The 25,685-nt window shown below is 73.0% G+C and carries 21 protein-coding genes and 1 pseudogene; 10 read left to right on the forward strand and 12 right to left on the reverse strand.

The features are described from left to right. The first annotated feature begins 93 nt into the window (after positions 1 to 93). Entirely contained in the window at positions 94 to 1,095 is a 1,002-nt protein-coding gene (locus ACPXCS_RS30880; protein ID WP_425951656.1) for a DUF3533 domain-containing protein, read from the forward strand. Between the two features lie 244 nt (positions 1,096 to 1,339). Here ACPXCS_RS30880 and ACPXCS_RS30885 read toward each other — a convergent pair whose 3' ends face one another. From ACPXCS_RS30885 to ACPXCS_RS30900, 4 genes are all read right to left on the reverse strand, one after another. Next, on the reverse strand, positions 1,340 to 2,422 hold the full coding sequence (locus tag ACPXCS_RS30885) for a S1 family peptidase (protein ID WP_425951657.1): 1,083 nt from the start codon (positions 2,420 to 2,422) through the stop codon (positions 1,340 to 1,342). A 347-nt stretch (positions 2,423 to 2,769) separates the two neighbouring features. After that, positions 2,770 to 3,675 carry a S1 family peptidase gene (locus ACPXCS_RS30890; protein ID WP_424874640.1) on the reverse strand — a complete coding sequence of 302 codons (906 nt, stop codon included), beginning with the start codon at positions 3,673 to 3,675 and terminating at the stop codon, positions 2,770 to 2,772. A 213-nt stretch (positions 3,676 to 3,888) separates the two neighbouring features. Further along, a complete protein-coding gene (locus ACPXCS_RS30895) occupies positions 3,889 to 4,677 on the reverse strand; it encodes a DUF1684 domain-containing protein (protein ID WP_425951658.1) in 789 nt (262 codons plus the stop codon). A gap of 27 nt (positions 4,678 to 4,704) precedes the next feature. Continuing rightward, positions 4,705 to 5,955: a DUF5685 family protein gene (locus ACPXCS_RS30900; RefSeq protein ID WP_425951659.1), complete on the reverse strand. Its 1,251-nt coding sequence runs from the start codon at positions 5,953 to 5,955 to the stop codon at positions 4,705 to 4,707. A 290-nt stretch (positions 5,956 to 6,245) separates the two neighbouring features. Here ACPXCS_RS30900 and ACPXCS_RS30905 point away from each other — a divergent pair, with 290 nt between their 5' ends. Continuing rightward, on the forward strand, positions 6,246 to 6,683 hold the full coding sequence (locus ACPXCS_RS30905) for a cell division protein SepF (RefSeq protein ID WP_425951660.1): 438 nt from the start codon (positions 6,246 to 6,248) through the stop codon (positions 6,681 to 6,683). A gap of 51 nt (positions 6,684 to 6,734) precedes the next feature. On the opposite strand, the gene ACPXCS_RS30910 is transcribed toward ACPXCS_RS30905, so the two are convergent. Next, positions 6,735 to 7,925, reverse strand: a complete 1,191-nt coding sequence (locus ACPXCS_RS30910) for an acyl-CoA dehydrogenase family protein (protein ID WP_425951701.1) — start codon at positions 7,923 to 7,925, stop codon at positions 6,735 to 6,737. 168 nt (positions 7,926 to 8,093) lie between these two features. After that, a complete protein-coding gene (locus ACPXCS_RS30915; RefSeq protein WP_425951661.1) occupies positions 8,094 to 9,695 on the reverse strand; it encodes an MFS transporter in 1,602 nt (533 codons plus the stop codon). Between the two features lie 263 nt (positions 9,696 to 9,958). Between ACPXCS_RS30915 and ACPXCS_RS30920 the strand changes: the two genes are divergently transcribed. Together ACPXCS_RS30920 and ACPXCS_RS30925 are read left to right on the forward strand one after the other, a co-directional pair. Next, positions 9,959 to 11,146, forward strand: coding sequence for a hypothetical protein (locus ACPXCS_RS30920; RefSeq protein ID WP_425951662.1), 1,188 nt, complete (start codon positions 9,959 to 9,961; stop codon positions 11,144 to 11,146). 226 nt (positions 11,147 to 11,372) lie between these two features. Continuing rightward, positions 11,373 to 12,368: a phosphatase PAP2 family protein gene (locus tag ACPXCS_RS30925; RefSeq protein WP_425951663.1), complete on the forward strand. Its 996-nt coding sequence runs from the start codon at positions 11,373 to 11,375 to the stop codon at positions 12,366 to 12,368. Between the two features lie 75 nt (positions 12,369 to 12,443). Here the strand turns inward: ACPXCS_RS30925 and ACPXCS_RS30930 are convergent, their stop codons facing one another. Next, complete coding sequence (locus ACPXCS_RS30930; protein WP_425951664.1) at positions 12,444 to 12,653, reverse strand: I78 family peptidase inhibitor; 210 nt, start codon at positions 12,651 to 12,653, stop codon at positions 12,444 to 12,446. A 430-nt stretch (positions 12,654 to 13,083) separates the two neighbouring features. Here ACPXCS_RS30930 and ctaD point away from each other — a divergent pair. After that, a pseudogene (gene ctaD, locus ACPXCS_RS30935) lies at positions 13,084 to 14,613 on the forward strand (cytochrome c oxidase subunit I); the annotation flags it as partial. A 40-nt stretch (positions 14,614 to 14,653) separates the two neighbouring features. Here ctaD and ACPXCS_RS30940 read toward each other — a convergent pair. From ACPXCS_RS30940 to ACPXCS_RS30950, 3 genes are read right to left on the reverse strand one after another with little or no spacing between them, the layout of a single operon-like run. Next, a complete protein-coding gene (locus ACPXCS_RS30940) occupies positions 14,654 to 15,694 on the reverse strand; it encodes a helix-turn-helix transcriptional regulator (RefSeq protein ID WP_425951665.1) in 1,041 nt (346 codons plus the stop codon). 39 nt (positions 15,695 to 15,733) lie between these two features. Next, a complete protein-coding gene (locus ACPXCS_RS30945; protein ID WP_425951666.1) occupies positions 15,734 to 17,023 on the reverse strand; it encodes an ABC transporter substrate-binding protein in 1,290 nt (429 codons plus the stop codon). After that, the gene (locus ACPXCS_RS30950; protein WP_425951667.1) at positions 16,998 to 17,561 is read right to left on the reverse strand and encodes a hypothetical protein; all 564 of its coding nucleotides are present in this window, start codon (positions 17,559 to 17,561) and stop codon (positions 16,998 to 17,000) included. The genes ACPXCS_RS30945 and ACPXCS_RS30950 overlap by 26 nt, the downstream gene beginning before the upstream one ends. Positions 17,562 to 17,706: 145 nt before the next feature. On the opposite strand from ACPXCS_RS30950, the gene ACPXCS_RS30955 reads away from it, so the two are divergent. The 3 genes from ACPXCS_RS30955 to ACPXCS_RS30965 are packed head-to-tail and all read left to right on the forward strand — an operon-like array spanning position 17,707 to position 21,589. Beyond that, the gene (locus ACPXCS_RS30955; protein WP_425951668.1) at positions 17,707 to 18,192 is read left to right on the forward strand and encodes a hypothetical protein; all 486 of its coding nucleotides are present in this window, start codon (positions 17,707 to 17,709) and stop codon (positions 18,190 to 18,192) included. Next, positions 18,192 to 20,951, forward strand: coding sequence for an ABC transporter permease subunit (locus ACPXCS_RS30960; protein ID WP_425951669.1), 2,760 nt, complete (start codon positions 18,192 to 18,194; stop codon positions 20,949 to 20,951). The genes ACPXCS_RS30955 and ACPXCS_RS30960 overlap by 1 nt, the downstream gene beginning before the upstream one ends. Beyond that, a complete protein-coding gene (locus tag ACPXCS_RS30965) occupies positions 20,948 to 21,589 on the forward strand; it encodes an ATP-binding cassette domain-containing protein (protein WP_425951670.1) in 642 nt (213 codons plus the stop codon). The genes ACPXCS_RS30960 and ACPXCS_RS30965 overlap by 4 nt, the downstream gene beginning before the upstream one ends. 68 nt (positions 21,590 to 21,657) lie before the next feature. Here the strand turns inward: ACPXCS_RS30965 and ACPXCS_RS30970 are convergent, their stop codons facing one another. Further along, positions 21,658 to 22,290, reverse strand: coding sequence for a transglycosylase family protein (locus tag ACPXCS_RS30970; protein WP_425951671.1), 633 nt, complete (start codon positions 22,288 to 22,290; stop codon positions 21,658 to 21,660). A 549-nt stretch (positions 22,291 to 22,839) separates the two neighbouring features. Here ACPXCS_RS30970 and ACPXCS_RS30975 point away from each other — a divergent pair. Both ACPXCS_RS30975 and ACPXCS_RS30980 read left to right on the forward strand, forming a co-directional pair. Further along, entirely contained in the window at positions 22,840 to 23,637 is a 798-nt protein-coding gene (locus ACPXCS_RS30975) for a hypothetical protein (RefSeq protein WP_425951672.1), read from the forward strand. Positions 23,638 to 23,723: 86 nt separating this feature from the next. Further along, positions 23,724 to 24,113, forward strand: a complete 390-nt coding sequence (locus tag ACPXCS_RS30980; protein WP_425951673.1) for a hypothetical protein — start codon at positions 23,724 to 23,726, stop codon at positions 24,111 to 24,113. A gap of 63 nt (positions 24,114 to 24,176) precedes the next feature. Here ACPXCS_RS30980 and der read toward each other — a convergent pair whose 3' ends face one another. Then, positions 24,177 to 25,652, reverse strand: coding sequence for a ribosome biogenesis GTPase Der (gene der, locus ACPXCS_RS30985; RefSeq protein ID WP_425951674.1), 1,476 nt, complete (start codon positions 25,650 to 25,652; stop codon positions 24,177 to 24,179). Between the last annotated feature and the right edge of the window lie 33 nt (positions 25,653 to 25,685).

Below are 25,685 nucleotides of genomic sequence, written 5' to 3' on the forward strand. Positions count from 1 at the left end.
CCCCACCATACCCCCATCCTCGAATGTATGTGCGACATCCGTTCGGCCCCGCCCCACCTGCGGAAACACCCGGCGGCACCCGACCGTGGAGACATGCCGCACCGCACGTTCCGCGCCGAGGTGACCGACGCCGTCACCCCCCGGGCCACGCTGCTCGTCCTCGGCGTGATCGCGCTCCAGCTGCTCTTCATCGCCTCCTACGTGGGCGCGCTGCACGACCCGGAACCCCGGGACGTGCCCTTCGGCGTGGTGGCACCCCGGGCCGCGGCCGAGCAGACGACGACCCGCCTGGCACGGCTCCCCGGCACCCCCCTGGATCCCCGCACCCTGCCGGACGAGAGGACGGCCCGGGACCGGATCCGGAACCGCGACATCGACGCCGCCCTGATCGTCGACCCGTCGGGCACCACCGACACGCTCCTGGTCGCCTCCGGCGGCGGCCGGGTCCTGTCCACCACGCTGACGGCCCTCGTCACGAACCTGGAGAAGTCCGAGCGGCGCACCCTCCGCACGGTCGACGTGGTCCCGTCCGCGCCCCACGACCCCAACGGCCTGTCGTCCTTCTACCTGGTGGTCGGCTGGTGCGTGGGCGGCTACCTGGGTGCCGCGGCCCTCGCCGTCAGCGCCGGCGCCAAACCCTCCAACCCCGCCCGCGCCGCCGTCCGCCTGGGAGCGACGGCCCTGATCGCGATCGTCGGCGGCCTCGGCGGAGCCCTCATCGCCGGCCCGGCCCTAGACGCCCTCCCCGGCGGAACAACCGCTCTCTGGGGCCTGGGCGCCCTGATCACCTTCGCCGTGGGCGCGGCCACCCTGGCCCTGCAGGGCCTCTTCGGCACGATTGGCATCGGCCTGGTCATCCTGCTGGTGGTGATCCTCGGCAACCCGAGCGCGGGCGGCGCCCTGCCCCCACCGCTCCTCCCCCCGTTCTGGCAGGCGATCGGCCCGGCCCTGCCCCCGGGCGCCGGCACCTGGTCGGCCCGCTCGATCGCGTACTTCGACGGCAACGCGATGACCGGCCCGCTCCTCGTACTGGCGGCCTGGGCAGCCGTCGGCACAGCCCTCACGCTGACAACGGCGACGCGCCGCAGAACGTGAGCCACGACGCTCCCGCACCCGCCGTCGTACGCAAGGGGCCGTGCCGGGGGGTGTCCGCCCGCAGCGGTTGGCGCGTCAACGCGAGCGAGCCGGTAAGTGGGTCCATCGCGCCGTTCCGAGGACGGACACCCCCCGGCGCGGCCCCGACCCACCCCCCGGCGTGAGCCGCGCACCGAACAGTCGCACCCACGCACGAGAGCCCCGCCCCCCGGAAACAGAGGGGCGGGGCTCACCGGCCGATCGATCAGCCGATCTGCGTCCCCGTGGCGGACAGCGCCTCGGTCACCGGCTGGAAGAACGTCTCCCCACCGGAGGTGCAGTCACCACTGCCACCGGACGTGAGGCCGATCGCCTTGTCACCCGAGAACAGCGAGCCGCCGCTGTCCCCCGGCTCCGCGCACACGTCGGTCTGGATCAGCCCGTTCACGATGTCGCCGTTGCCGTAGTTCACGGTCGCGTCCAGCCCCGTGACCTTCCCGTCGTGCACCTGCGTGGTCGACCCGCTCCGGGTGACCTGCATGCCGACGGTCGCCTCCGCGGCGCCCGAGATCTTCTGGGTGGACCCGTCGTAGAGGTTCACCTCGCTCGGGTGCGCCACGTCCGCGGTGTACTCGACCAGCCCGTAGTCGTCGCCCGGGAAGCTGGAGTCCGCGTTGGTCCCGATCTCCTTGCCGCTGGAGTCGGACCACGTGGAGATGCCCTCGGTGCAGTGCCCGGCGGTCAGGAAGAAGGGCTCGCCGCCCTTGACCACGTTGAAGCCCAGCGAGCAGCGGCCGCTGCCGCCGGTGATCGCGTCGCCGCCGGCGATGAAGGGCTTGTACTCACCCTGCGTCCGCTTCAGTTCGGCCTTCGCCCCGAGGCCGTCCACGACCTTCGTCAGCGTCGCCCACTCGGCCTTGGAGACCGTGCGGTCGGCGGTCACCACGACCTTGTTCGTCGTCGGGTCGGTCACCCAGGAGGTGCCCGGGATCGTCGCGTCCTGCTTCAGTGTGCTGCGGGCGCTCCTGAGCTCGGCGAGGGAGTTCGCCACGACTCTCGCCTCGGCGCCGGCCTTCTCGACGGCCTGCGCGGCGGCCTCGTCGAGCACGTTCACCACGAGCGTCCGGCTCTCGGTGTCGTAGTACGTCCCGGCCGCGTCGGCGCCCAGGTCCGCCGCCAGCGTGGAGGCGAGCTTTCCGGCCGCCGCGAGGGACAGGGTGCGGGGTGCGGACGCCTCAGGGGTCTCACTGGCGTTCGCGGTCTGGAACGTCACTCCCGCGGCTACCAGTGCGGCGATGCCCGCACCTGCCACGGCTGCACGCCGCCTGGGTATGCGTCGGTGCTTCAACTTACGTCCTCCTGTGGGGGGTCGGCCCGGGAGGTTGTGGGGACCTCGTCGGACCGGAAGGCCTCGTTGACGAGCGCCCACTATTCCGACGACAACGGGGAGCACACAAGGGTGAGTTCGAGACGCGCGTAGACAGCGCTTCGCGCGCCCCCTTATTTTGACCGTCCATGGTCAAATCGGACCCAATCAACTCCCGTTCCCACTGCAAACATTACGCGTGAGTAATATGTGCGCACTCTGTGAGGTCTGCGCCTGGCTGATTTTCGCCCCTGTCCGGCGACAGAAAAGCCCCCGCGCGCCGAAGCGCACGGGGGCCCAGGATGCTGCGAACTGCGAGCCGGACCGGCCTAGTAGACGCTGACGCCGTAGGCGCTCAGGGCCTCGGTGACCGGCTGGAAGAACGTCGTACCGCCGGAGGAGCAGTTGCCGCTGCCGCCGGAGGTCAGACCGTACGCGGTGCCGTTGCTGCCGTAGAGCGGACCGCCGGAGTCACCGGGCTCGGCGCAGACCGTGGTCTGGATCAGGCCGGAGACGACGTCGCCGCCGCCGTAGTTGACGGTGGCGTTGAGGGCGGTGACCCGGCCGCTGTGCGTACCGGTCGTGGAACCGTCGCGGATGACGGTGGTGCCCACACTCGGCGTGGCCGCGCGCGTGATGTCCACGCCGTTGGCGGTGCCGGGCCGGCTGACGGAGCCGCTGTAGCGGACGATGCCGTAGTCGTTGCCCGGGAAGCTGGAGCCGGTCGTCGAACCGATGACCGTGGTGCGGCCGGAGTTGGAGTACCAGGTGCCCGCGCCGTCCGTGCAGTGGCCGGCGGTCAGGAAGAACTGCTGGCCGCTGCTGTTCTGCACGTTGAAGCCGAGGGAGCAGCGCCAGCTGCTCGCGTAGATGGCGTCGCCGCCCTGGATGAGCTTGTTGAACTTGCCCGGCGTGCGCTTGATCGTGAGCGCGTCGGCGTTGCCGCCGGCCTGCTGCTTGATCTTCGCGATCTCGGCCTGGCTGACCGTGCTGTCGACCGTGACGAGCACGCGGTTGGTCTTGCTGTCGACGGCCCAGGCGGTGCCCGGGATGTCGGCCTTCAGTATGGAGCCGCTGGCGCTCTTGAGCTCCGCGGCACTGAAGGTGCTGGGCGTGTCGGACGCGTTCGCGCTGGGGATCGCGATCGCGGCAGCGGCAACGAGGCCGGTGGAAACGGCGATCAGCCGGGTCCGTCTCGAGATGCCGCTCCGGGGGGTGGTGCGCTTGATCCTCACTTTTCGTTCCTCCACAAAGGAAGTCGGGGGCCCTCGTGGGGTTTCGGGCCCGTGAGGCGCAGTCCGGGCGCGGACTGTCCGGATTCCGAACAAGCCGTGTCCCTGACAAGCGCTGAGGGGGAGTATTCGGCCGAACGGCCGGTCGGCGCAAGGGTGCCTTTCGGCCGTCAACCTTTGAACGATCTTTACGTTCGGCCCCTCCCACCCCATCCGTCACGCAAGTGTCCGTTCCCCCGCGGCAATTGCGACATCCAGGGTGTTCCCCGGCGGCGGGAAGGGGCAGACGAAGTGATCGGCGAAGGCGCACGGCGGCAGCAGGGCCCGGTTGAAGTCGACCGTCGTGCGCCCCTCGGCGTCGGGTGCGCCGGGCCGCAGGAACCGGAAGGGGTAACTGCCGTTCCCGCTGGTGGCATCGGCGAAGACGGCCCACAGCGAACCGTCCTGCTGGACCGTCACCTGGAGGCTCAGCTCCCGGCCGTCCAGCTCGAAGGCCAGCTCGCCACCGAGCCCGAGCCCTCGTTCCCGGCCGTCGGCGTTCGGCACCCGAACGGTCCGGTCGCCGGCGCCGTAGGGCGTGAAGCGCCCCGGAACCGCCCAGCGGGGGGCGTACGGCGTGACGCGCACGCCGCGGAAGGCCCGGCGTGCGGAGGACTCGGGGTCGTAGTCCCGTACGCCCCACACCCCCTCGCGCACCAGCACCACCAGTCGCCGCTCGCCGTACGCCACACGCGCCCGGTGCGCCGGTCCCGGGTCGGCCGCGAGCCGCACCTCGCCGGTGAACGGCCGTTCGTCCACCGTGAGACCGTCCGTTTCGGCGGCGACCAGCACGACCGCGTCACCGTCGGCCCGCCAGAGCCCGGGGATGTCCGGAAGTCGACCATCCGGATAGTCCTCGATCCAGTGCGTGCCGACGAGAGCGAGCGGCCCGTAGGGAGCCGACACCGTCTCGACGCGCCGCTCGTGCCACCGCCGCCAGTCCTCGGATGCGTCCGTCGTCGTCATACGGGCGACCCTGCCACAGGGGCCCCGTCAGCCGTCGCAGGGGCAGCAGCAGTCGCACCCGTCGCAGTCGCAGTCCCGGCAGCAGCCCTCGCGCTTCTTGCGCGACCACGGCCCCTCGTACTCCTTGGCACAGCACAGCTTGCAGGTGCAGCACAGCAGCCAGAACATCCCGCAGCCGGCCCAGAAACCGCGCCGGCCCCGCGGCGGCTGGGGCACCGGCCCACCCTCACCGAATCCGCCCCCGCCGAAACCACCGCCGCCGTACGCCCCTCCCCCACCGGCGTACGGATTCCCGCCCCCGCCCGCGTAGGGATGCTGCGGCGAACCGTGCGGCCCCTGCTGCCCGTACGGCCCTTGCTGCCCGTAGGGCCCCGGCGGCTGCTGTCCGTACGGTCCGCCGCCCTGGTGCGACGCGCACACCGGCACCGTGCCGAACGCCCGGTCCACCGAGCGCCGCAGTTCGTGCACGAGCAGCAGGTGGACGAGCTTGCCGTCGGCGAACTCGGCGTCGCGCAGCGCGAGCCGCACCCCCTGGAGCGCGTCCTCGGCGAGCCGCCGGACCTCGGTGAGGGGCGTGCCCGTCGCGGCGATCGGGTTCCAGGCGCCGGACGCGGCGTCGGCGTGCAGGTCCTCCACGGCGTCCAGGAGATGGGCCAGGCGCCCGAAGAGGCGTCCGGCCTCGGCGAGCGGCCCGGCGTTGTGCGGCCGGCCGGCGAGGACGGCCGTGTGCGCGAAGGCGGCGGCGGTCGCGGTCTCGGTCGGCTCGGTGACCGTCAGCAGCGGCGTCCCGGGCCCGGCGAGCGCCTCGACGCCGCCCTGCCGGTCCACGGCGTCGACCAGGACGGCCGTGTCGAACCCGACGGCGGAGCCGGTGCGCGCCCCGGCGCGGTCCCAGCCCGCGGCGACCCGGCGGGCCGCGCGGGCGACCGGCGCCCGGGCCAGCAGCCCGTCACCGTCGACGACGTGGTCGCGCACCTTGGCCGAGGCCAGCACCAGCGAGACGGCCGCGGCGAGCCGGGCGCCCTCGCCGTGCGCGACGGAGGCGGTGCGCATGCCGCGCAGCGGGCAGGGCCCGGCCGTGCGCCGGGCGGCGCCGGGCAGCTCGGTCTGAGCCTCCGTCAAAACCGATATGAGGAGACCGTCATAGTTCGTCACGATGCGCGCGAACTGTCCGTGATCTCCGCGCAGTGCGAGACACAGTCCGCACAGATGCGCCATCCACTGGCTGGTGAGCTTCTCCCCGAGATGGTGCCTGCAGGGCCTGACGATTCCGAACACGGCGCTCCCCCGAGCTTCGTTGCGACGCTGAGCTGCGGCATCGTATCGGCCCGCGCATTCACCCGTACGCCCCGGCCGTCACCCGGACGCCGAGAAGAATCATATTTCACTCACAGTCAGCAGCCGTTTGGGAAACGACCCTTGGGACATACGGACTCTCGACGGATTCGCTGTGCACCAGTACCGTCACAAACCCCCCGCGCGGCGTCTATCCACTTGGCGCGCCATCCGCATCATGGACGACCATAGGGATGCGGAAAGCAGAAAGACCGCTGTGAGAGGAGGCGTCCATGGGATCGGTACGCAAGGCAAGTGCCTGGCTTGGCCTCGTCGACGACAACGAAGACGAGCGTTACTACGACGACGACTACTCCGACGGGACCGAGCCCGGGGAGGCCTGGGTCACCGATCCGCGCGTCAAAGTGGCCTCGGACGTCGCCGAGGAGAAGGGCCGCCGCATCGGCACGGTGACCCCGGACAGCTTCCGGGACGCCCGGGCGATCGGCGAGCTGTTCCGCGAGGGCGTGCCCGTCATCATGAACCTCACGGCCATGGACGCCGCCGACGCCAAGCGCGTGGTCGACTTCGCGGCCGGCCTGATCTTCGGCCTGCGCGGCTCGATCGAGAGAGTGTCGAACCGCGTGTTCCTGCTGACCCCCGCCCACACGGAGATCGTGAACGGCGACCCGGCCGCGCACCGCGCGGACGGCTTCTTCAACCAGAGCTAGGGCAGGGCCGCTCACCGGCCCTGCCTCCGCGCAGGGTGTACCGGACCTGGTCTACCGGAAGGCGTCGAGTCCGGTGAGCGCCTTGCCCAGCACGAGCTGGTGCATCTCGACGGTGCCCTCGTAGGTGAGCACCGACTCCAGGTTCGTCGCGTGCCGCATGACGGGATATTCCAGGGAGATCCCGTTGGCCCCGAGAATCGTGCGGGCCGTACGGCAGATCTCGATCGCCTCCCGTACGTTGTTGAGCTTGCCGAAGCTGACCTGCTCGGGTCGCAGGCGGCCGGCGTCCATCCGCCGCCCCAGATGGTGGGCGAGCAGAATTCCCTTGTGCAGTTCCACCGCCATGTCGGCGAGTTTGGCCTGGGTGAGCTGGAAGCCGCCGATGGGCCGGCCGAACTGCTCCCGTGACTTCGCGTAGTCGACCGCGGCCTCGAAACAGCTGCGGGCCGCGCCCATGGCGCCCCAGACGATCCCGTACCGGGCGTGGGACAGGCAGCTGAGCGGGCCCTTCAGACCGGTGACCTCGGGCAGTACGGCATCGGCGGGCAGCCGTACGTCGTCGAGGACCAGCTCGCTGGTGACGGAGGCGCGCAGGGACCACTTGTGCTTGATCTCCGGCGCGGAGAACCCGGGGGTGTCGGTGGGCACGGCGAAGCCCCGGATCCCTTCGTCGGTCTGCGCCCACACGACGGCGACACCGGCGACGGAACCGTTGGTGATCCACATCTTGCGCCCGTGGAGGACCCAGTCGGTGCCGTCGCGCTTGGCGTACGTCCGCATGGAGGCGGGGTCGGATCCGTGGTCGGGCTCGGTGAGCCCGAAGCAGCCGATGACCTCGCCGGCGGCCATCCGGGGCAGCCACCGCTGCTTCTGCTCCTCGCTGCCGAACCGGTGGATCGCGTACATGGCGAGGGAGCCCTGGACGGAGACGAGGGAGCGGATGCCGGAGTCCGCGGCCTCCAGCTCCAGGCAGGCCAGGCCATACTGCACGGCGCTCGCACCGGCGCAGCCGTACCCCTCCAGGGACATGCCGAGCGCGCCGATGCTCCCGAGTTCCCTGGCCAGTTCCCTGATCCCGGGCAGCTCGCCGCTCTCGTACCACGCGGCGACGTGGGGCAGCACCCGGTCCGCGGCCCAGGAGCGCACGGTGTCCCTGATGCCGAGGTCCTCCGGCTCCAGCAGATCGTCCAGCCCGAGGGGGTCGGCGGGATCGAAGGGAGGCAGCTTGGACGAACCGGACATGATCGACATCCCTCCGAGAGTCTTTAACTAGCAGCGCTAACCAAGACGCTACGGCCTCGGCCCACCCGGGCACCACCCATAGCGGCAAGCCGCCGCCGACGGGCAACCCCCGCGGGCGACCTCAGCGACTCGGCCGGCAGTCACGGACGGCGCGTGGGTGGGCGAAGGTCACACCGAGACGCGCGACTCCGTCGACTCCCGCGGCGCGGGCACCTCCGCCGGGCCCGCGTCACACTGCATGGCGCGCGGCAACCGCAGTGCCATCGCCGCCCCCAGCAGCAACAACCCGGCACTGACCAGCAGCGTCACATGCAGCCCGTGCACGAACGCGTCCCGCGCGGCGTGCCGCAGAGCCGTCCCGGCCGCCCCGCCCAGCTGGGCGGCGACCTCGTAGGCCTCCCCCAGCGAGTGCCCCGCCGCCGAGGACGCCGAGTCCGGAACGCCCGGCACGCCCGACAGCCCCGGCGCGTACGCCGCGTTCATCACCGTGCCCAGCAGCGCGATCCCGATCCCCGCACCCAGCTGGTACGACGTCTCCCCGATCGCCGCCGCTCCACCGGCCTGCTCCGGCGGCGCCTCGCTCAGCATCGACTCGTACGCCCCGAACAGCGTCGTCTCCAGACCGAAGCCCAGCAGCACGAACCCGCCCAGCATCAGCGCGCAGTCGTCGGTCCGCCCCAGAGCCGTGAGCAGCACCACCGCGAACGCCGTCAGGCAGAACCCGGCGCACACCATCCGCCGCGGCCCGAACCGGCGCAGCATCCGCGCCCCGGCCAGCCCGGCCGCCATCGCCGCGAACGTCAGCGGCAGCAGTCGCAGCCCCGTCTCCAGCGGCGACAGCCCGAGCACCAGCTGCAGGTACTGCGCCGCGATCAGTTCCAGTCCCACCAGGGCGAGCATCGCCAGCACGATGCACCCGACGGACGTGCTGAAGGCGGGCCGCCGGAACATCGTCAGGTCGACCAGCGGATGCGTGCGCCGCCGCTGCCGCCGCACGAAGGCGACCAGCAGCGCCGCGCCGACCACCAGCGGCAGCACGGTGGCCGGGCCCCCCACCGACTCCCCGCTCCCGAGCCGCTTGACGCCCAGGACGACGCCGAACAGCCCGGCCGCCGCCATCAGCGCGCCGACCACGTCCCAGGGCCCGTCGCGCTCGCCCTTCGACTCGGGCAGCAGCAGGCGGCCCACCGGAAGGCTGACCAGCATCAACGGAATGTTGACGAGGAAGACCGAGCCCCACCAGAAGTGCTCCAGCAGGAAGCCGCCGAGCAGCGGCCCGACCGCCGCGCCGACCGCGGCCACGGCGCTCCACACACCGATCGCGAGCGCCCGCTCACGCCGGTCGGGGAAGACCTGCCGCAGGATCGACAGCGTCGCGGGCATGATCATCGCGCCGCCCACACCGAGCAGCGCCCGCGCCACGATCAGCACCTGGGCGTTGTCGGCCAGGGCGGCGAGGCCCGAGGCGACGCCGAACAGCGCGTAGCCGAGGAGCAGGATCCGCCTGCGGCCGACGCGGTCGCCCAGCGTGCCGAAGAGGATCAGCAGCGAGGCGCAGACGAGTGGGTAGACGTCGACGATCCAGAGCAGCTCGATCCCGCCGGGCCTGAGGTCCTCGGTGACGGCGGGTACCGCCACGTGCAGCACGGTGGCGTCGACGGCGACCAGCAGCAGGCTGACGCAGAGGACGACCAGGACCACCCAGCGGTTGGCACCGGCCCCGGCCGCCCGACGGCGCAGCGCAGCGGCGGCCGTGGTCGTCCCGGACATGTACGTACCTCCAAGATGTTCCTCGCGATCGGCGGGCTCACGGGGTGGGGGACGCCCCCGCGACTCGGCCGGAGAGGAGCGGTGGTCTCCGGCCCGCGCAAACGAAAAGCGAGTGACACGTCAGCGTACGCGAGTCCGCGCCGGTGCCTAGTGGCGGACCTCTCACACATCCGGCGGAAAGCTGTGGCGTACGCCACTGCCCTCTCCGTCGAGCACGCCCCCGCCCGGCCGGCCGGTTCCCGCTGCGGTCGATAATCGGGCCCGTGACCGATCTCGAGACGCGCGCGGCCCCGCCCCGCGCCGGTGCGCTGCGCCGGGCGGCTCCGGCGCTCCTCGGGTACGCGGCCGTCCGTGCCCTGGGGCTGCTCGTGCTGTTCCTGTGGAGCGCGGCGCGGGACAAGAGCGCGTACACCCTGCTGACCGCCCGCTGGGACGCGCTCTGGTACGTCCGGGTCGCCGAGCTGGGTTACGGCTACGAGGTGCGCCTGGCCAACGGGGACGTGCACTCGAACCTGGCGTTCTTCCCGCTGCTGCCCTGGCTGGAGCGGCTGGTGGCGGCCGTGTCGCCGCTGTCGTACGCGGACGGCGGGTTCGTCGTCGGTCTGCTGGCGTCGTTCGCCGCGGCCTGGGGGATCTTCGCGGTGGCGGACCGGGTCCACGGCCGCCGGGCGGGGGTGTGCGCGGTGCTGCTGTGGGCCGCGCTGCCGGTGGGGATCGTGCAGTCGATGGCGTACAGCGAGTCGCTGTTCACCGCTCTGGCCGCGTGGTCGCTGTACGCGGTGCTGACCGGCCGCTGGGTGACGGCGGGCGCGCTGGCCCTGTCGGCGGGGCTGACCCGGCCGGTGGGGGTGGCGGTGGTCGCGGCGGTGTGGGTGGCGGCGATCGCCTCGTTCCTCGCGGAGCGGCGGGAGCTCGCCGGTGCGGCACCCGGCGGAGCGGGCCCGCCGGCCTCCGCGGCCCGTCGCGTCACCGGCCTGCTCCTGGCTCCCCTCGGCACGGCCGGGTACGTGCTCTGGGTCGGCCACCGCACCGGCGGGGGCCCGCTCGGCTATCTCGATGTCCAGGCGGGGTGGCGCAACGGCTTCGACGGCGGTTACGCCTTCGCCCGGTTCGTCGCCGAGAAGTTCACGTCGTTCCCGTCGGCCCTCGCCGGTGCGGGGCTGCTCGCGGGGGTCGTGTCAGTCGTCTGGCTGTACGGGGTCGGCGTACGTCGGCGCCAGCCGCTTCCCCTGCTGGTCTACAGCGGGGTCGTCACCGCGCTCGCCCTGTGCGCGTCGAGCTACTTCGGCTCGAAACCGCGGCTGTTGATGCCCGCGTTCCCTCTGCTGCTGCCCCTTGCCGTGGCCCTGGCGGGGCAGCGTTCGCGCAGGTCAGCGTGGGTTCTGGGGATCCTCGCCGTCGCTTCAGCGGTGTACGGGGCGTTCTGGCTGAACGGCTCCGGTCCCCCCTGACCCGCTGTGAGCGCCCGGAGAATTCCGCCCCATCCTCCGGTGAACGAATTCAAAAGCGCAATAAAACCCGCACCGGAATGATCAAAGGAATTGAAGGCCACAGCGGCCGGCGATTGTGGATTCGCTGGAAATAAACCTGCTGCTGAGAGGAATCCCACATCACATCGTCATCACAAAGCCGTTGATTCGACCGGGATCCGAGCTCACTCGCTGTAACGTCGATTGGGTGCGTACCGAACCGAAGCTCACCCGTCTGGACCGGGTGTTCGCCCGGCTGGACCGTGAGCCGGAACGACCGGCCCACCTCGATGTGCCGAAGACGAGCAGACACCGCGTGGTGCTGCTCGCGGCGACGCTCGCCTTCTACGGCGCGATCGTGTGGGCCGTGGTGATCACGTCCTGGCTGGTCCGGCTCGACTGGCAGGTGATGTTCTTCCGGCCGTACCAGCAGTGGTCGGAGATCCACTGGTTCGTCGACTACTACGTGGTGCTCGGCCAGCGCGGCCCGACCGCCGTGATGGTCGCGGCCTGGCTGGGCTGGCGCTCCTGGCGGCAGCACACCCTGCGCCCGCTGCTCGCCCTCGGGGTCTCCCTGCTGCTGCTGAACGTCACCGTCGGTGCGGCGAAGTACGGCATGGGCCGCCTGGGCCCGCACTACGCGACCGTGATCGGCTCGAACGAGATGTGGCGCGGCGGCGATATATTTCCGAGCGGTCACACCGCCAACGCCGTGGTGACCTGGGGGATCCTCGCCTACATGGCCTCCACCCCGAGAGCGCGCCGCTGGCTGTCCGCCGTGTCCGCCGTGACCTCGCTCGGCGTCGGCATGGCCACCGTCTACCTCGGTACGCACTGGCTGAGCGACGTGCTGCTCGGCTGGGCCGCCGGGCTGCTGATCCTGCTCGCGCTGCCCTGGTTCGAGCCGCTGATCGCCCGGAGCGAGGCCCGGATCTTCGCACTGCGCGACCGCTGGCGGGACCGCCGTGCCGGCGCCGCCACCGCCCCGGCCGGCGTGCCGCCCGTGGTGGTCACGCCGCTGCCCGTCGACCGGGACGACGTACCGGCCCGCTCCTCCCGGGCTCCGGTCTATCTGGCGCCGGGCCCGCACACCGCCCGCTCGGAGCGCACGCCGATCACCCCGGCCGGCAGCCGCCGCCCGCACCCGCCGGAGCGGCACCCGCGCGGCTCCGCCTCCTCGGCCCGCCCCCTCACGGGCGGCTGACGACGGTCCGGTGCGCACCCCGACCGGCAGCACGAAGGCCCCGGTTCCGCTCGGAACCGGGGCCTTCGCCGGGTCTCAGCCCTTCCAGGCCCGGGCCACGCGGCCGCCCTCGACCTCGAAGTTCAGCCGGCCCACCCGGTACTCCATGGTGATGATCGTGCCCGGCGGCAGGGAACGCACCGTGGGCCAGCCTCGCTCACGCGCGAGGCGTTCGGCCCGGTCGGCCTCCAGGCCGACGTAGGCGTCCGGGCTGTCGTCGGGTTCCGCGGAAGGTGTCGGTGCCATGCCGCCACGCTATGTCCTGCCCGCCCGGCACGGAAGTGCGGGCCCGCCCCCGTGGTCACTGTCCGCGCCCGGTCACGCTTCTGTCACAAGATCACGACAGGCGTTTCGGCCCACGCCGGTCACACGGACGAGCGGTTCCCTAGGCCTTCCGCAGGCATTCGCTCGTAATTCCCGCGCGTTCCGTGAGCTCCTGGAAAAGACCGGCGAAAGGGCCCTCGGAAGGGCTTGTGGGGCCTGCTTCCATTCCGGCGCCCAACCGGCCGGACAGCGCCGGCGCCGCACGGGAAATGCAGGACTCCGGCACGGAAGAGGCCGGTACGCGCCCTGTCCGGGTGCGGGGTGACGCGAGCATGATGGCGTGAGCTCGCGGGTACGTGAGGCGCGGGCTGTGGCGGGCCCGGCACGCGAGGAGCGAAGGGGCGAGCGAGCGATGGGGACGCAGACCGTACAGGCGACGGTGCCGCCCGAGCAGCGGACGCGCCACGGGCGGGTGGTGGTCGACTGGCTCACGACGACGGACCACAAGAAGATCGGCCACCTCTACCTGATCACGGCGTTCGTGTTCTTCCTGGTCGCCGGGGTGATGGCGCTGCTGATGCGGGCCGAGCTGGCCCGCCCGGGGCTGCAGGTCGTGAACAACGAGCAGTTCAACCAGTTGTTCACGCTGCACGGCACGATCATGCTGCTGCTCTTCGCCACCCCGACCTTCGCGGGCTTCGCGAACGAGCTGATGCCGTTGCAGATCGGCGCGCCCGACGTGGCCTTCCCGCGGCTCAACATGTTCTCGTACTGGCTGTTCCTGTTCGGCGGGCTGATGGTGCTCGGCTCGCTGCTGGTGCCCTCGGGGCCCGCGGACTTCGGCTGGACGGCGTACGCCCCGCTCAACAGCGCGGAACGCACCCCGGGTGTCGGGGCCGACCTGTGGATCATGGGGCTGGCGCTGTCGGGCTTCGGCACGATCCTCGGCGCGGTCAACTTCATCACCACGATCATCGGGATGCGCGCCCCGGGCATGACGATGTTCCGGATGCCGATCTTCGTGTGGAACACCCTGTTCACGTCGATCCTGATCCTGATGGCGTTCCCGGTGCTGGCGGCGGCGCTGCTGGTGCTGGAGGCGGACCGGCGGTTCGGCTCGCAGGTGTTCGACGCGGCCAACGGCGGGGCGATCCTGTGGCAGCACCTGTTCTGGTTCTTCGGCCACCCCGAGGTGTACATCATCGCGCTGCCGTTCTTCGGCATCATCACAGAGATCATCCCGGTCTTCAGCCGCAAGCCCCTGTTCGGCTACCTGACGCTGGTCGGGGCGACGATGGCGATCACGGGCCTGTCGATGATCGTGTGGGCGCACCACATGTTCGCCACCGGCGCGGTGCTGCTGCCGTTCTTCTCCTTCATGAGCTTCCTGATCGCGGTCCCGACGGGCGTGAAGATCTTCAACTGGACCGGCACCATGCTGAAGGGCTCGCTGTCGTTCGAGACGCCGATGCTGTGGGCGACGGGCTTCCTGGTGACGTTCCTGTTCGGCGGGCTGACCGGGGTGATCCTGGCGTCGCCGCCGCTGGACTTCCACGTGACGGACACGTACTTCGTGGTCGCGCACTTCCACTACGTCGTCTTCGGCACGGTCGTCTTCGCGATCTTCGCCGGGTTCTACTTCTGGTGGCCCAAGTTCACCGGGAAGATGCTCGACGAACGGCTCGGCAAGATCCAGTTCTGGACGCTGTTCACCGGCTTCCACACCACGTTCCTGGTGCAGCACTGGCTGGGCGCCGAGGGCATGCCCCGCCGGTACGCCGACTACCTCGCGGCGGACGGCTTCACGGCGCTCAACACGGTGTCGTCGATCGGCGCCTTCCTGCTCGGCATGTCGACGCTGCCGTTCCTCTACAACGTGTGGAAGACGGCCAAGTACGGCGAGAAGGTCGAGGTCGACGACCCCTGGGGCTTCGGCCGTTCCCTGGAGTGGGCGACCTCCTGCCCGCCGCCGCGGCACAACTTCACGACCCTGCCCCGGGTCCGGTCGGAGTCGCCGGCGTTCGACCTGCACCATCCGCAGTACGCGGCGGTGACTGCGCAGCCCGAGCCAGAGCGGCATCAAGCCGGTCCCGAGTCCTCCTGACCGCGTCGACGAGCTCGGCCGGCTCCAGCACCTCGAACTCGAAGCCCAGCATGACGACGTGGATCACCATCACGTCGAGGCTGCCGGCGCCGCAGCGCAGCAGGCAGGTGTCCGGGCCCTCGGCCTCCAGCACCCCGGCGGAGGGCGAGATGTGCGCGGCGGCCTCCTCCAGGGGCGCCAGGAGCCGGACCACGGCATGGGTGGCGTAGACACGCGTGGAGACGCCCTGGGAGACGTAGGCGGCCAGGTCCCCGGCGGGCGGGTCGCGGGGGACGAAGCGCGGGCCGTGCGGCGGTTTCGGGGTGATGCGGTCGACGCGGAAGGTGCGCCAGTCCTCGCGGTCGAGGTCCCAGGCGACCAGGTACCAGCGGCGCTCGGTGCACACCAGCCGGTGCGGTTCGACGCTGCGGCGGGACGGAGTGCCGTCGTGGCCCTCGTAGGCGAAGCGGAGCCGCTCGGCGTCCCGGCACAGGTAAGCGAGCTCGGTCAGCACGGCCGGGTCGACGGAGGAGGGCAGTGAGCCGCGCAGCATCGGCACGGTGACGGCGTTGAGGGCGCCCACGCGGCGGCGCAGCCGGCTGGGCAGTACCTGCTCCAGTTTGGCCAGGGCCCGCACCGAGGTCTCGCCGATGCCCTCGATGCCCTGCCCGGCGGCGGTGCGCAGTCCGACCGCCACGGCGACGGCCTCGTCGTCGTCGAGGAGCAGCGGCGGCAGCTGGGCGCCGGCGCCGAGCTGGTAGCCGCCGCCGGTGCCGGGGCTCGCGTTGACCGGGTAGCCGAGCTCGCGCAGCCGGTCGACGTCCCGGCGCAGGGTGCGGGCGCTGACGCCGAGCCGGTCGGCCAGGTCGGCGCCGGACCACTCGCGGTGGGCCTGGAGCAGGGACAGCAGGCGCAGCAGGCGTGCCGAGGTCTCCAACATGGAGGCGAGTCTGCCAGTCCTTGCGGACAGCCACTGTCCTCAAGGGGTGTAGGCCAGTTGCGGGACGGTGAAGCAGGTGCGGTTCATGTCGCCCTGGGCGACCCAGCCCTCGCCGTCCCGCCAGCGGGCCACGGACAGGCAGGTGTCCCTGGTCCTCGGCGGCTCGGGCAGCCGGGCGAAGTCGACGGGCAGGAGCAGCCCGCCTGCGGTGTAGCCCCGGCTGCGGTCCATCCAGGCGTCGACGCACGCGCGCGTGACGCCGCCGGGGGCGCAGGACCGCGCGGCGTCGGTGAACCAGCGCGCGGCCGCCCAGCCCTCCAGCTGCCACTGGGAGTGCGTCTTCAGGTCCTTCGTCGCCTCGCGGAACTCCCGTACGGCCGGGTGGCCGGTGTCCTCGAAGTTGCGGCTGGCGCCGGTGGCCCACAGGGCGTTGCGGCAGCGCGGGGCGTCCGCGTAGGCGTCGGCGACGGCGGACGTCCAGTTCTGCACGTTGGTGACCTTGGCGGTGACGTCGGCCCCGGCCTCGTCCATGGCCCGGCACAGGCGGGCGTTGCCGTGCCCGTCGATGGCGTCGAACACCAGGTCGGCGCCCTGTTCCTTCAGGTCCGCCGCGGCCGCGCGGAAGTTGGGCAGGGCGAAGTCGACCTGTTCGGTGACGACCCGGTAGCCCTCGGCGCGCAGGCCCCGCTCGACCAGCCGGGCGTAGGCGGCCGAGGCGGACTGGTTGTAGGAGACGACGGCGGCGGTGCGGGCGCCGTGCTCGCGCTTGAAGTAGCGGTAGACCTCGGTGCCGCCGTACAGCTTTCCGTCCCAGCCGGTGGTGCCGTCGCGGGGCGCGAAGCTGCCGTAGATGCCGTAGAGGTGGGGGTGGGTGTCGTAGGCGGCGCCGATGGGCTGGCCGCCGATGTCGGGCACCCGCGCGCGGGAGACCCGGGAGGCGCCCGCGTAGTCGAGGGCGGTGGTGGCGACCAGGGCGACGACCTTCTCCTGCTCGACGAGCCGGTCGACGCACTCGTGGTTGCCGACGCCGCTGCCGCCGTCGTCGCACAGGCGCACCTCGACCCGGCGCCCGTCGATGCCGCCGCGCGCGTTGAGCCGGTCGAAGAAGGCCTTCGCCCCGTCGCGCGGGCCGGTGAACGCGGTGCCGCCGACGGGGCTGGTGGCGCTGGTGATGATGCCGACCCTGAGGGGCGCGGTGCCGCCGGGCGGTGCGGGCGTGCGCGCGTCGCGGGTGAAGTCGCTCTCCGGCAGCCGGCTGCCGCAGGCCGCGCTCAGGGCGAGCAGCAGGACCGCGGCGAACGCCTCAGCAGCCCGGGACGGGCGACCCATTGCCGCTCATCTGGACCAGCGAGCACAGGGCCTTGACGGACACCTTCCAGGTGCCCTCCTGCTCGACGGCCGTGCCGGAGGCGTCCGGCAGCGCGGTGGCGCCCTTCAGCGTCAGTGTGTACGTCACGGTCGCCTCGGTCGCCGAGGTGAACTCGACCTTGGTGACCTGCGCCCGGACCTGGCCGCCGCGTTCGTCGCCGCTGAAGGCCTGCAGGACGGGGCCCATCCGGTCGCCGTTCTCCAGGACGGCCTGCTTGTCCTCGGTCGAGGTCTTCGGGTCGAAGAACTTCTGCCAGTTCTGCCTGATCTCCGCCTCCGCCGCGGCCCGGTCGGCCGGTGCGGTGGCCGGTGCGCTCGTGGTGCGCTCCGCCGTGGGGGTGGCAGGCGTGGAGTCGCTGCCGCCGCCGCTGTCGTCGCTGCAGGCCGCAAGGGCCGGGGCGAGGCACAGGAGCAGGGCGGCCGCGAGCGCCGTGCCCCGGCCCGCGGTGCGTGGACCCCCCGTCGCGTTCCCCCGCTTGAGGTCGCTGCCGAGAACCATCTGGCTCACCACCGGGTGTCGGTCCGGGCCATGTGCGCCCGGTGCTTTCAGGGTCAGCTTCCACAGGGCATAGTGCAAGCGATCGGCGGACTTGAACAGGCAGCCAGACACGTGCACAGCCGGAACCGACGTGTGGGAGCCAGCGATGCGGACGAGCCGACTGCGGACCGTGCATCCCGTCCTGTGGGCCGGCTGGGCCGCGCTGGCCGCCGGCGCGGTGCTGTGCGTCGTCGGCTGGTACGGCGTCTCCGGCGAGCGTCACGCCGAACGGCAGCTGCCCTACCTGGCGTCCTGCACGGTCCCGGGGGCCGCGCTGATCGTCGCGGGCGCGGTGCTGCTGGCCCACGGCCGGGGCGCGATCGCCGCCGCGCGCGTGGAGGAGCTGTACGGCCTGCTGGTGGCGGCCGGGCCCGACGACGCGCCGGACGGGACCGGGACCGGCCCGGGCGCGCCCGCGCCGCTCGCGGTCAGCGGCGAACTGCGGATGGTGCCGGGCGGCACCCTGTGGCACCGGGCGGACTGCCCGCTGGTCGCCGGGAAGGCCGAGGCGGTCCCGGTGGACTCCAAGCTGGTGGCCGGCGGTGAGCTGGGCCCCTGCCCGATCTGCGAGCCGGCCGAAGAAACCGACTGATGTCCTCGCTGACGTACGACCTCACCCTGGCCGGCCTGTCGGTCGGCAGCGCGGCGGCGCTCACCGGGATCGGCCTGATCGTGACCTACCGCGCGACCGGCGTGCTCAACTTCGCGCACGGCGCGATCGCGATGGTGTGCGCCTACGCGCTGCGCCAGTGCGTGGTCGAGTGGGGCTGGCCCCTGTGGCTCGGGGCGGCGGCGACCCTGCTGGTCCTGGCGCCGGGACTGGGGGTGGTGCTGGAACGGTTCGTCTTCCGGCCCCTGTCGGTGCTGGGGTCGGACCCGGCGCAGACCCTGGTGGCGTCCATCGGGGTGTTCGTGCTCCTGGTCGGCGGGGCGGCGCTGCTGTGGGGGCAGGGAGCCCGGGACGACGCGCCGGAGCTGGTCCCGGACGAGCCGTGGGGACAGCTGGCGGTGGTGCTGGTGCTGGCGGCCGGGGTCGCCGCGGTGGTGCGCCGGACCCGGTTCGGGCGGGAGCTGCGGGCGGTGGTCGACGACCGGCGGCTCGCGGTGCTCGGCGGCATCGACGCGGACCGGGTCGCCGCCACGGGCTGGGCGTTCGGCTCCTTCACGGCGGGCCTGACGGGCGTGCTGCTCGCGCCGTACGTACGGCTCGACCCGTACGGGCTGCCGCTGCTGGTGATGGAGGTCGTGGCGGTCGCGGTGGCCGCGCGGATGCGGAGCCTGCCGGTCGCGGTGGTGGTGGCCCTGGGGATCGGGGTGGCGCAGAGCCAGTTGACCCGGCTGCACCCGCCGGGCTGGGCCGAGCCGCTGCTGCAGGCTCCCGTCACCAACCTGTTCGTCGTGGCGCTGCTGGTGGCGGCGCTGGTACTGCCCGGCGTCGGGACGCGGGACGCGCTGCCGCGCTCGGCGACCGCGCGGGTGCCGACGCCGCCCGGCGCGTGGATCGTCGCGGGCGTGCTGTTCCTGCTGCCGCTGGGCCTGGCCGGCCGCGACCTGCACACCTCGGTGCAGGTGCCGGCGCTGGCCGTGATCCTGCTGTCCCTGGTGGTGGTGACCGGGCGCGGGGGCCAGATCTCGCTGGGACAGGCGGCGTACGCGGGGCTGGGCGCGCTGTTCACCGCCCTGCTGGCGGCCGGCCGCTTCCCGGGGCTGCCGCGCCTGCCGGAGCTGGCGGCCCTCGCGGTGGCGGTCGTCCTGGTGGCGCCGCTGGGGCTGCTCACCGGCTGGCCGGCGATCGGCCGCCGGGGCCTGGCGCTGGCGCTGGCGACGTTCGCGGTCGGCGTCGGGGTGAGCCGCTTCGTCTTCGCGCAGCCGTACGCCACGTCGGGGCTGACGCTCGGCCGTCCCGCGGGCTTCGAGGGGGACCGCGCGTACTACGTCCTGGAGCTGCTCCTGCTGGCGGTCGCGCTGCTGGTGGCGCACGGGCTGCGCCGGGGGCGGACGGGCCGGGCGCTGGCCGCCCTGCGGGACCACGAGGCGGGCGCGCAGGCGGCGGGCGTGCGGGTGCCGTCCCTGAAGCTGCTCGCGTTCGTGGCGGGCGCCGCGCTCGCCGCGCTGGGCGGCGGCATGCTCGGCATGGGCCTGCGTGCCTTCGACGCGGCGGCGTACGACCCGGTGCGGGGCCTGCTGTGGTTCGCCGCGGTGGTGGTGCTGGGCGCCGACAGCACGCTCGGCGCCCTCGCCGCGGCGGCCCTTCTGGTCGGCCTGGACGCGGGCACCCGCGGTGGGGTCGCCGCGGCCCTGATCGGCGTCCTGGCGGTCCTGGTGGGCCGCTTCCCCGGCGGCCCGTACGAGGCCTGGCGCGCCGCCGCGGAACGGCTGCGCCCGCGCCGCACCCCGGTCCTGACACCGCTGGGCACCGCGGCACGCGACCTGCTGCGCCCGCGCCCGGGCGAAGTGCGGAGAGCGAGGGGGGCGCCGGTACCGACCGGGGCCACGGGGGTGTCGGGCGCCGCCGCGGGCCGGGGAGCCACACGCGTGCCCCCGGCACCCCCGCACCCTCACCCGCGCCCGGCCCCACTCGCACGCACCATCCACCGCCCCGCCCCTCACCGCACCACGCGTCGCACCGCCCCGGCCACCCCGGCCACCCCCGCCGCTCCCCTGCTCACCGCCCGCCGCCTGCACGCCCGCTACGGCGGCTTCACCGCTCTCGACGGAGTCGACCTGGACCTCTTCCCCGGGCGGGTCACCGCGGTCGTCGGACCCAACGGGGCCGGGAAGAGCACCCTGTTCCACTGTCTGGCCGGGACCCTGCGGCCCGCGCGCGGGGCGGTGCTGCTCGGCGGGCGGGACGTCACCGCGCTGCCGGCCCACGCCCGCACCCGGCTCGGTGTCGCGCGCACGTTCCAGCAACTGGCCGTCTTCCCCTCGCTGACGGTGGCCGAGAACGTCCGGGTGGGTGCCGAGCAGGGCCGCGTGGCCGATCCGGGCGCCGTGGAGCGGACCCTCAGGCTGCTCGGGCTGGACGGGCCGGTGCGGGCGCGGCCCGCCGCCGGGCTGCCGACCGGGACGCTGCGCCGCGTCGAACTCGCCCGGATCCTCGCGGGCGGCCCCCGCGTGCTGCTGCTCGACGAACCCGCGGCCGGTCTGGACACCGCGGAGGTCGACGCCCTGGCCCGGGTGCTGCGGGCCCTGGCCGCCGACGGCACGGCCCTCCTCGTCGTCGAGCACGACCTGGACCTGGTCGCGGGTCTCGCCGACGTCGTCCACGTGATGGTGGCGGGCCGGATCGTCGCCTCGGGCCCGCCCGGGCGGGTGCTGGACGCCCTGGGGACGGGAGCCGGCCCGTGACCACCGTCTCCCTGCGCCACGCGCGCGTGCGCTACGGCCCCTTGGAGGCCCTGCACGGTGTCACCCTCGCCGCCGCCGGCCCGGGCCTGACCGTGCTGCTGGGCCGCAACGGCTCCGGCCGCACGACCGCCCTGCGCGCACTGGCCGGGACGGTGCCCCTGGCGGGCGGCGCGGTGGTGTGGGACGGCACCGACGTGACCCGCGTACCGGCGTACGAGCGGGCCCGGCGCGGGATGTGCCTGGTGCCCGAGCGGCAGGCGGTGTTCGGCTCGCTCACCGTCCGCGAGAACCTCGGCCTCGTCGCCCCGGACCACGGCCCGGCCCTGGACGCCTACCCGCAGCTGCGTCCCCTGCTGGGGCGGCGCGCCGGCACCCTCTCCGGCGGGGAGCAGCGCATGCTCGCCCTGTCCCGGGCGCTGCTGGCACGCGCGCGCGTGGTGCTCGTCGACGAGCCCGCCCAGGGCATGTCGCCGGCGGTGGCGGCGCGCACGTACGAGCTGCTGACCGGTCTCGGGGCGTGTGTGGTGGTCGCCGAGCAGCGGCTGCCGCCCCTCCTGCGGGGCACCTCAGCGCCGGTGTGGGAACTGCGGCGCGGCAGCGTGGTGTTCGCCGGGGAGGCGGGTGAGCTCACACGCTGACCCGGCACGCCGAGACCCCGTCCGGCCGGCCGGACGGGGCCCGTGCCCCGGCGAGGGGGAGCGGCGACTCAGATGACGAGGCGCAGGCCGGGCACGATCACGTCGGGATCCCCGCCGATGGCGGCCCTGTTGGTGGCGTACAGGCGCTGCCAGGTGGTCCCGTGCCGGGCGGCCACGCCGCTCAGCGTGTCGCCCGCGCGGACGGTGTGGTCGCCGCGGGAGGCGCCGCGGTCCGGGTGGGCCCCGGGACGCGCCGCGGCCCCGGCGGGCTTCTCGGGGACGGACCGGGTGCCGGCCGGGCCGGCGGCGGGCGGGGCGCTGCCGCTCGCCCCGGCGCGTGCCGAGCAGACGGGCCAGGCGCCCCAGCCCTGGGCCCGCTGGACCTTGGTGGCGACGGCGATCTGCTGGGACCTGCTCGCCCGGTCGGCGGTGGCCGCGTAGGCCGTGCCGCCGTAGGCGCGCCAGGTGGAAGGGGCGAACTGGAGTCCGCCGTAGTAGCCGTTGCCGGTGTTGATGTGCCAGTTGCCGCCGCTCTCGCACTGGGCGATGCGGTCCCACACCCCGCTGTCGGCCGCGGCGGAGTTCCCGGTCGCGGCCAGCAGTCCGAGGGGCGCGAGCAGTGCCGCCCCGGCGAGGACCGCCGTCGTACGCACCTGGTTCTTCCGGCCGTTGTCGCGAGCGCTATGGGCACATTCGGACATGTGGTTCCCTCTCGACGCACTCGGGGTCCCCCAAGGCGGTACGCCACGCCCCGCACCATGGGGTGCGGGGGTCGCGCCCGCCCCGCCCGCCGGTGGTGGCGCTGTGCGCGGCTCCGAAGGGAGCCGTGCGGCCGGCGGACGTACCCGAGCGGTGCTCGATGCACACGGCCGAGGAATCTAAGGACGCCGGCGGTCCGGCATCAACCAGTCGCCCGTTGTGGCAGGCCAGTTCACCGATACCTCGGGTAACAGCGGTTTCCGGACACCCACTTCATTCGCGGATTTCCGGATTTGTCGACCCACACGCCTGATGAACTGTGACCCACTTCACTACTTCAACCCCCCTAGCCCTGCGGCGAGTTGACGGGGAGTGGGCGATTCCGCACGGCAGGTGACCCTGCGCGCTGGATGGTTCGATTCCGTTCGCTCCAGGGCGTGACTCCCGCCACAGATCGCCCGTTGTCTTCTTCATGAGCCGGGGCCGACCCGGACCACGGGCCGGGAGCCACCCGGCCTCGCCAACGCACCGCATCCCCGAGGGAGCCACCCGTGCCGCGCATGCTCGACGTCAGCGACGAGGTACGCGCCGAGATCGGCGACGAAGAAGCCGACCGCCTGCTCGCCGGAGAGACCGCCCCGGGCAGTTACGACTGCACGTCCTGCCGCACTCCGGGCGACTCCGAGCAGGAGCGCACCAGCACCGTCCTGTTCATCGGGGACGAGACCGCCGTCCTCGCCTTCGCCCACGCCGGCTGCCTGCCCTCGCAGGTCGTCCAGGTCACCGAGGAGCAGCTGCGGGGCGCCGTGAAGTCCATCACCGGCGACACCGTCGACATGGAGCCCGACCGGACGGAGCCCGACAGGACGGTGCCCGGGCAGGCGGTGCTCGGTGTGACCAGCGGGCTCGTGCTGATCGGCGGCGAGCTGCACCCGGCCCTGGTGGTGGAGCCGACCGCGCCCATCGCCCGGCCCGGGACGACCGGCTCGGGCGACGACTTCCTGCCGCTGCTGATCGAGCAGGGCTTCATGCCGCTGACCGAGCTGTCGGCCGTGCCGCCGGTGCTGCACGGCTGGTCGGTGCTGCTCGCGGTGGGCCAGCTGCACGCGGTGCTCCAGCCGGGCGCCAACGGCGGCCAGCCGGTGGCCTGGTGGCAGGCCCACCAGCCGCTGCAGGTCACCGACGCCTGGCGGGCGGCCGCCAACAAGCACCAGCAGGTGCTGATGTTCGCCGCGCCCGTCGGCTCGATCGGCCGTCAGCCGCGCGAGGACCTGCTGCGGGACGCCCTGGACAAGGCGGCGGCGGGCGGCAAGCTGGTCGCCGCCGCCCTGCCGCTGGCCGGCACCTGAGCCGGCCGTCACCCGCGCGCCCCGCAGCCCTGCGAAAGCCGTAACCGGGGCCGCATCCCTTGACCCGCGAGGTCGTTTGGACATACGTGCACGCATACGAGGTTCCCCGCCGCCAGTCCTTCTCGTCGATCCCCTCAGCGCGGTCGGCTCAGGACTCCCAGGGCGGCCCATCGGCCACGCCGATCTACGACGCGCTCTACGCGGAGTACGTCAGGTCCTTCCGCGCGCTGCCCGGCGACCGCAGCGGCGAGGAGAAGCTGGGTTTCACCGCCTTCGGGAACATCCCGCACAGTACGGGCTCGTACAGCAGTTCGCACGGCAGCTCGTACAGTGCCTACAGCGCGGGCGCCCAGAGCGCCCGGCACGCCGCCGGGCAGCAGCCGCAGTGGCAGCGCGTCGGCGCCATCGGCTCGCACGGCACGCAGACGCATCACGTACCGGCCGCGCTGCCGCCGGGACGGCGCAGCGGCGTCTGAGCGGACACGGGCACACGGAGGAGGGGCGGCCCACTGCGGGCCGCCCCTCCTCCGTGTGCCGCGCTACTTCTTCCTGCCGCGCTTCTCGCGCACCCGCACCGAGATGTGGATCGGCGTGCCCTCGAAGCCGAACTCCTCGCGCAGGCGGCGCTCGATGAAGCGCCGGTAGCCCGCCTCGATGAAGCCGGAGGCGAAGAGCACGAACCGCGGCGGCTTGGTGCCCGCCTGCGTGCCGAACAGGATGCGCGGCTGCTTGCCGCCCCGGATCGGGTGCGGGTGGGCGGCGACCAGTTCACCGAGGAAGGCGTTCAGCCGGCCCGTCGGCACCCGGGTCTCCCAGCCGGCCAGGGCCGTCTCGATCGCCGGGACGAGCTTCTCCATGTGCCGGCCGGTGCGCGCCGAGACGTTCACGCGCGGCGCCCAGGCGACCTGGCCGAGCTCCGTCTCGATCTCCCGCTCCAGGTAGTAGCGGCGCTCCTCGTCGAGGGTGTCCCACTTGTTGAACGCCAGGACGATCGCGCGGCCCGCCTCGACGGCCATCGTGACGATGCGCTGGTCCTGCACCGAGATCGACTCGGAGGCGTCGATCAGGATGACCGCGACCTCCGCCTTCTCGACGGCCGCCGCGGTGCGCAGCGAGGCGTAGTAGTCGGCGCCCTGCTGGAGGTGTACCCGCTTGCGGATACCGGCGGTGTCGACGAACTTCCAGGTGACGCCGCCGAGCTCGATCAGCTCGTCGACCGGGTCGCGGGTGGTGCCCGCCAGCTCGTTGACGACGACGCGCTCCTCGCCCGCCACCTTGTTCAGCAGGGAGGACTTGCCGACGTTGGGGCGGCCGATCAGGGCGATGCGGCGGGGGCCGCCGATGCCGCCCGCGCCGAACGTCTCGCGGGGCGCCTCCGGCAGCACCTCCAGGACCTGGTCGAGCATGTCGCCCGTGCCGCGGCCGTGCAGCGCGGAGACCGGGTACGGCTCCCCCAGGCCCAGCGCCCACAGGTACGCCGCGTCGGCCTCGGCGCTCGGGCCGTCGACCTTGTTGGCGCACAGCACGACGGGCTTGCCCGCCTTGCGCAGCAGCCGCACGACGGCCTCGTCGGTGTCCGTGGCGCCGACCTTGGCGTCGACGACGAACACGACGGCGTCTGCGGCCTCGATCGCGTACTCGGCCTGCGCGGCCACGGAGGCGTCGATGCCGAGGACGTCCTGCTCCCAGCCGCCGGTGTCGACGACCTTGAAGCGGCGGCCCGCCCACTCGGCCTCGTAGGTGACGCGGTCGCGGGTGACGCCGGGCTTGTCCTCGACGACGGCCTCGCGGCGCCCGATGATGCGGTTGACGAGGGTCGACTTGCCGACATTGGGGCGGCCGACGACGGCGAGCACGGGCAGCGGACCGTGGCCCGCCGCCTCGATCGCGCCCTCGACGTCCTCGAGGTCGAAGCCCTCCTCCGCGGCGAGCTCCATGAACTCCGCGTACTCGGCGTCGCCGAGCGCCCCGTGGTCGTGCTCCTGCGCGCCCTCGGGCTGGATGTGGTCGTTCATGAAGTCCGTACCTCGTCGTTCATCGTGGTGGTC

It is taken from the genome of Streptomyces sp. DT190 (assembly GCF_049846985.1).
Taxonomy (GTDB): domain Bacteria; phylum Actinomycetota; class Actinomycetes; order Streptomycetales; family Streptomycetaceae; genus Streptomyces.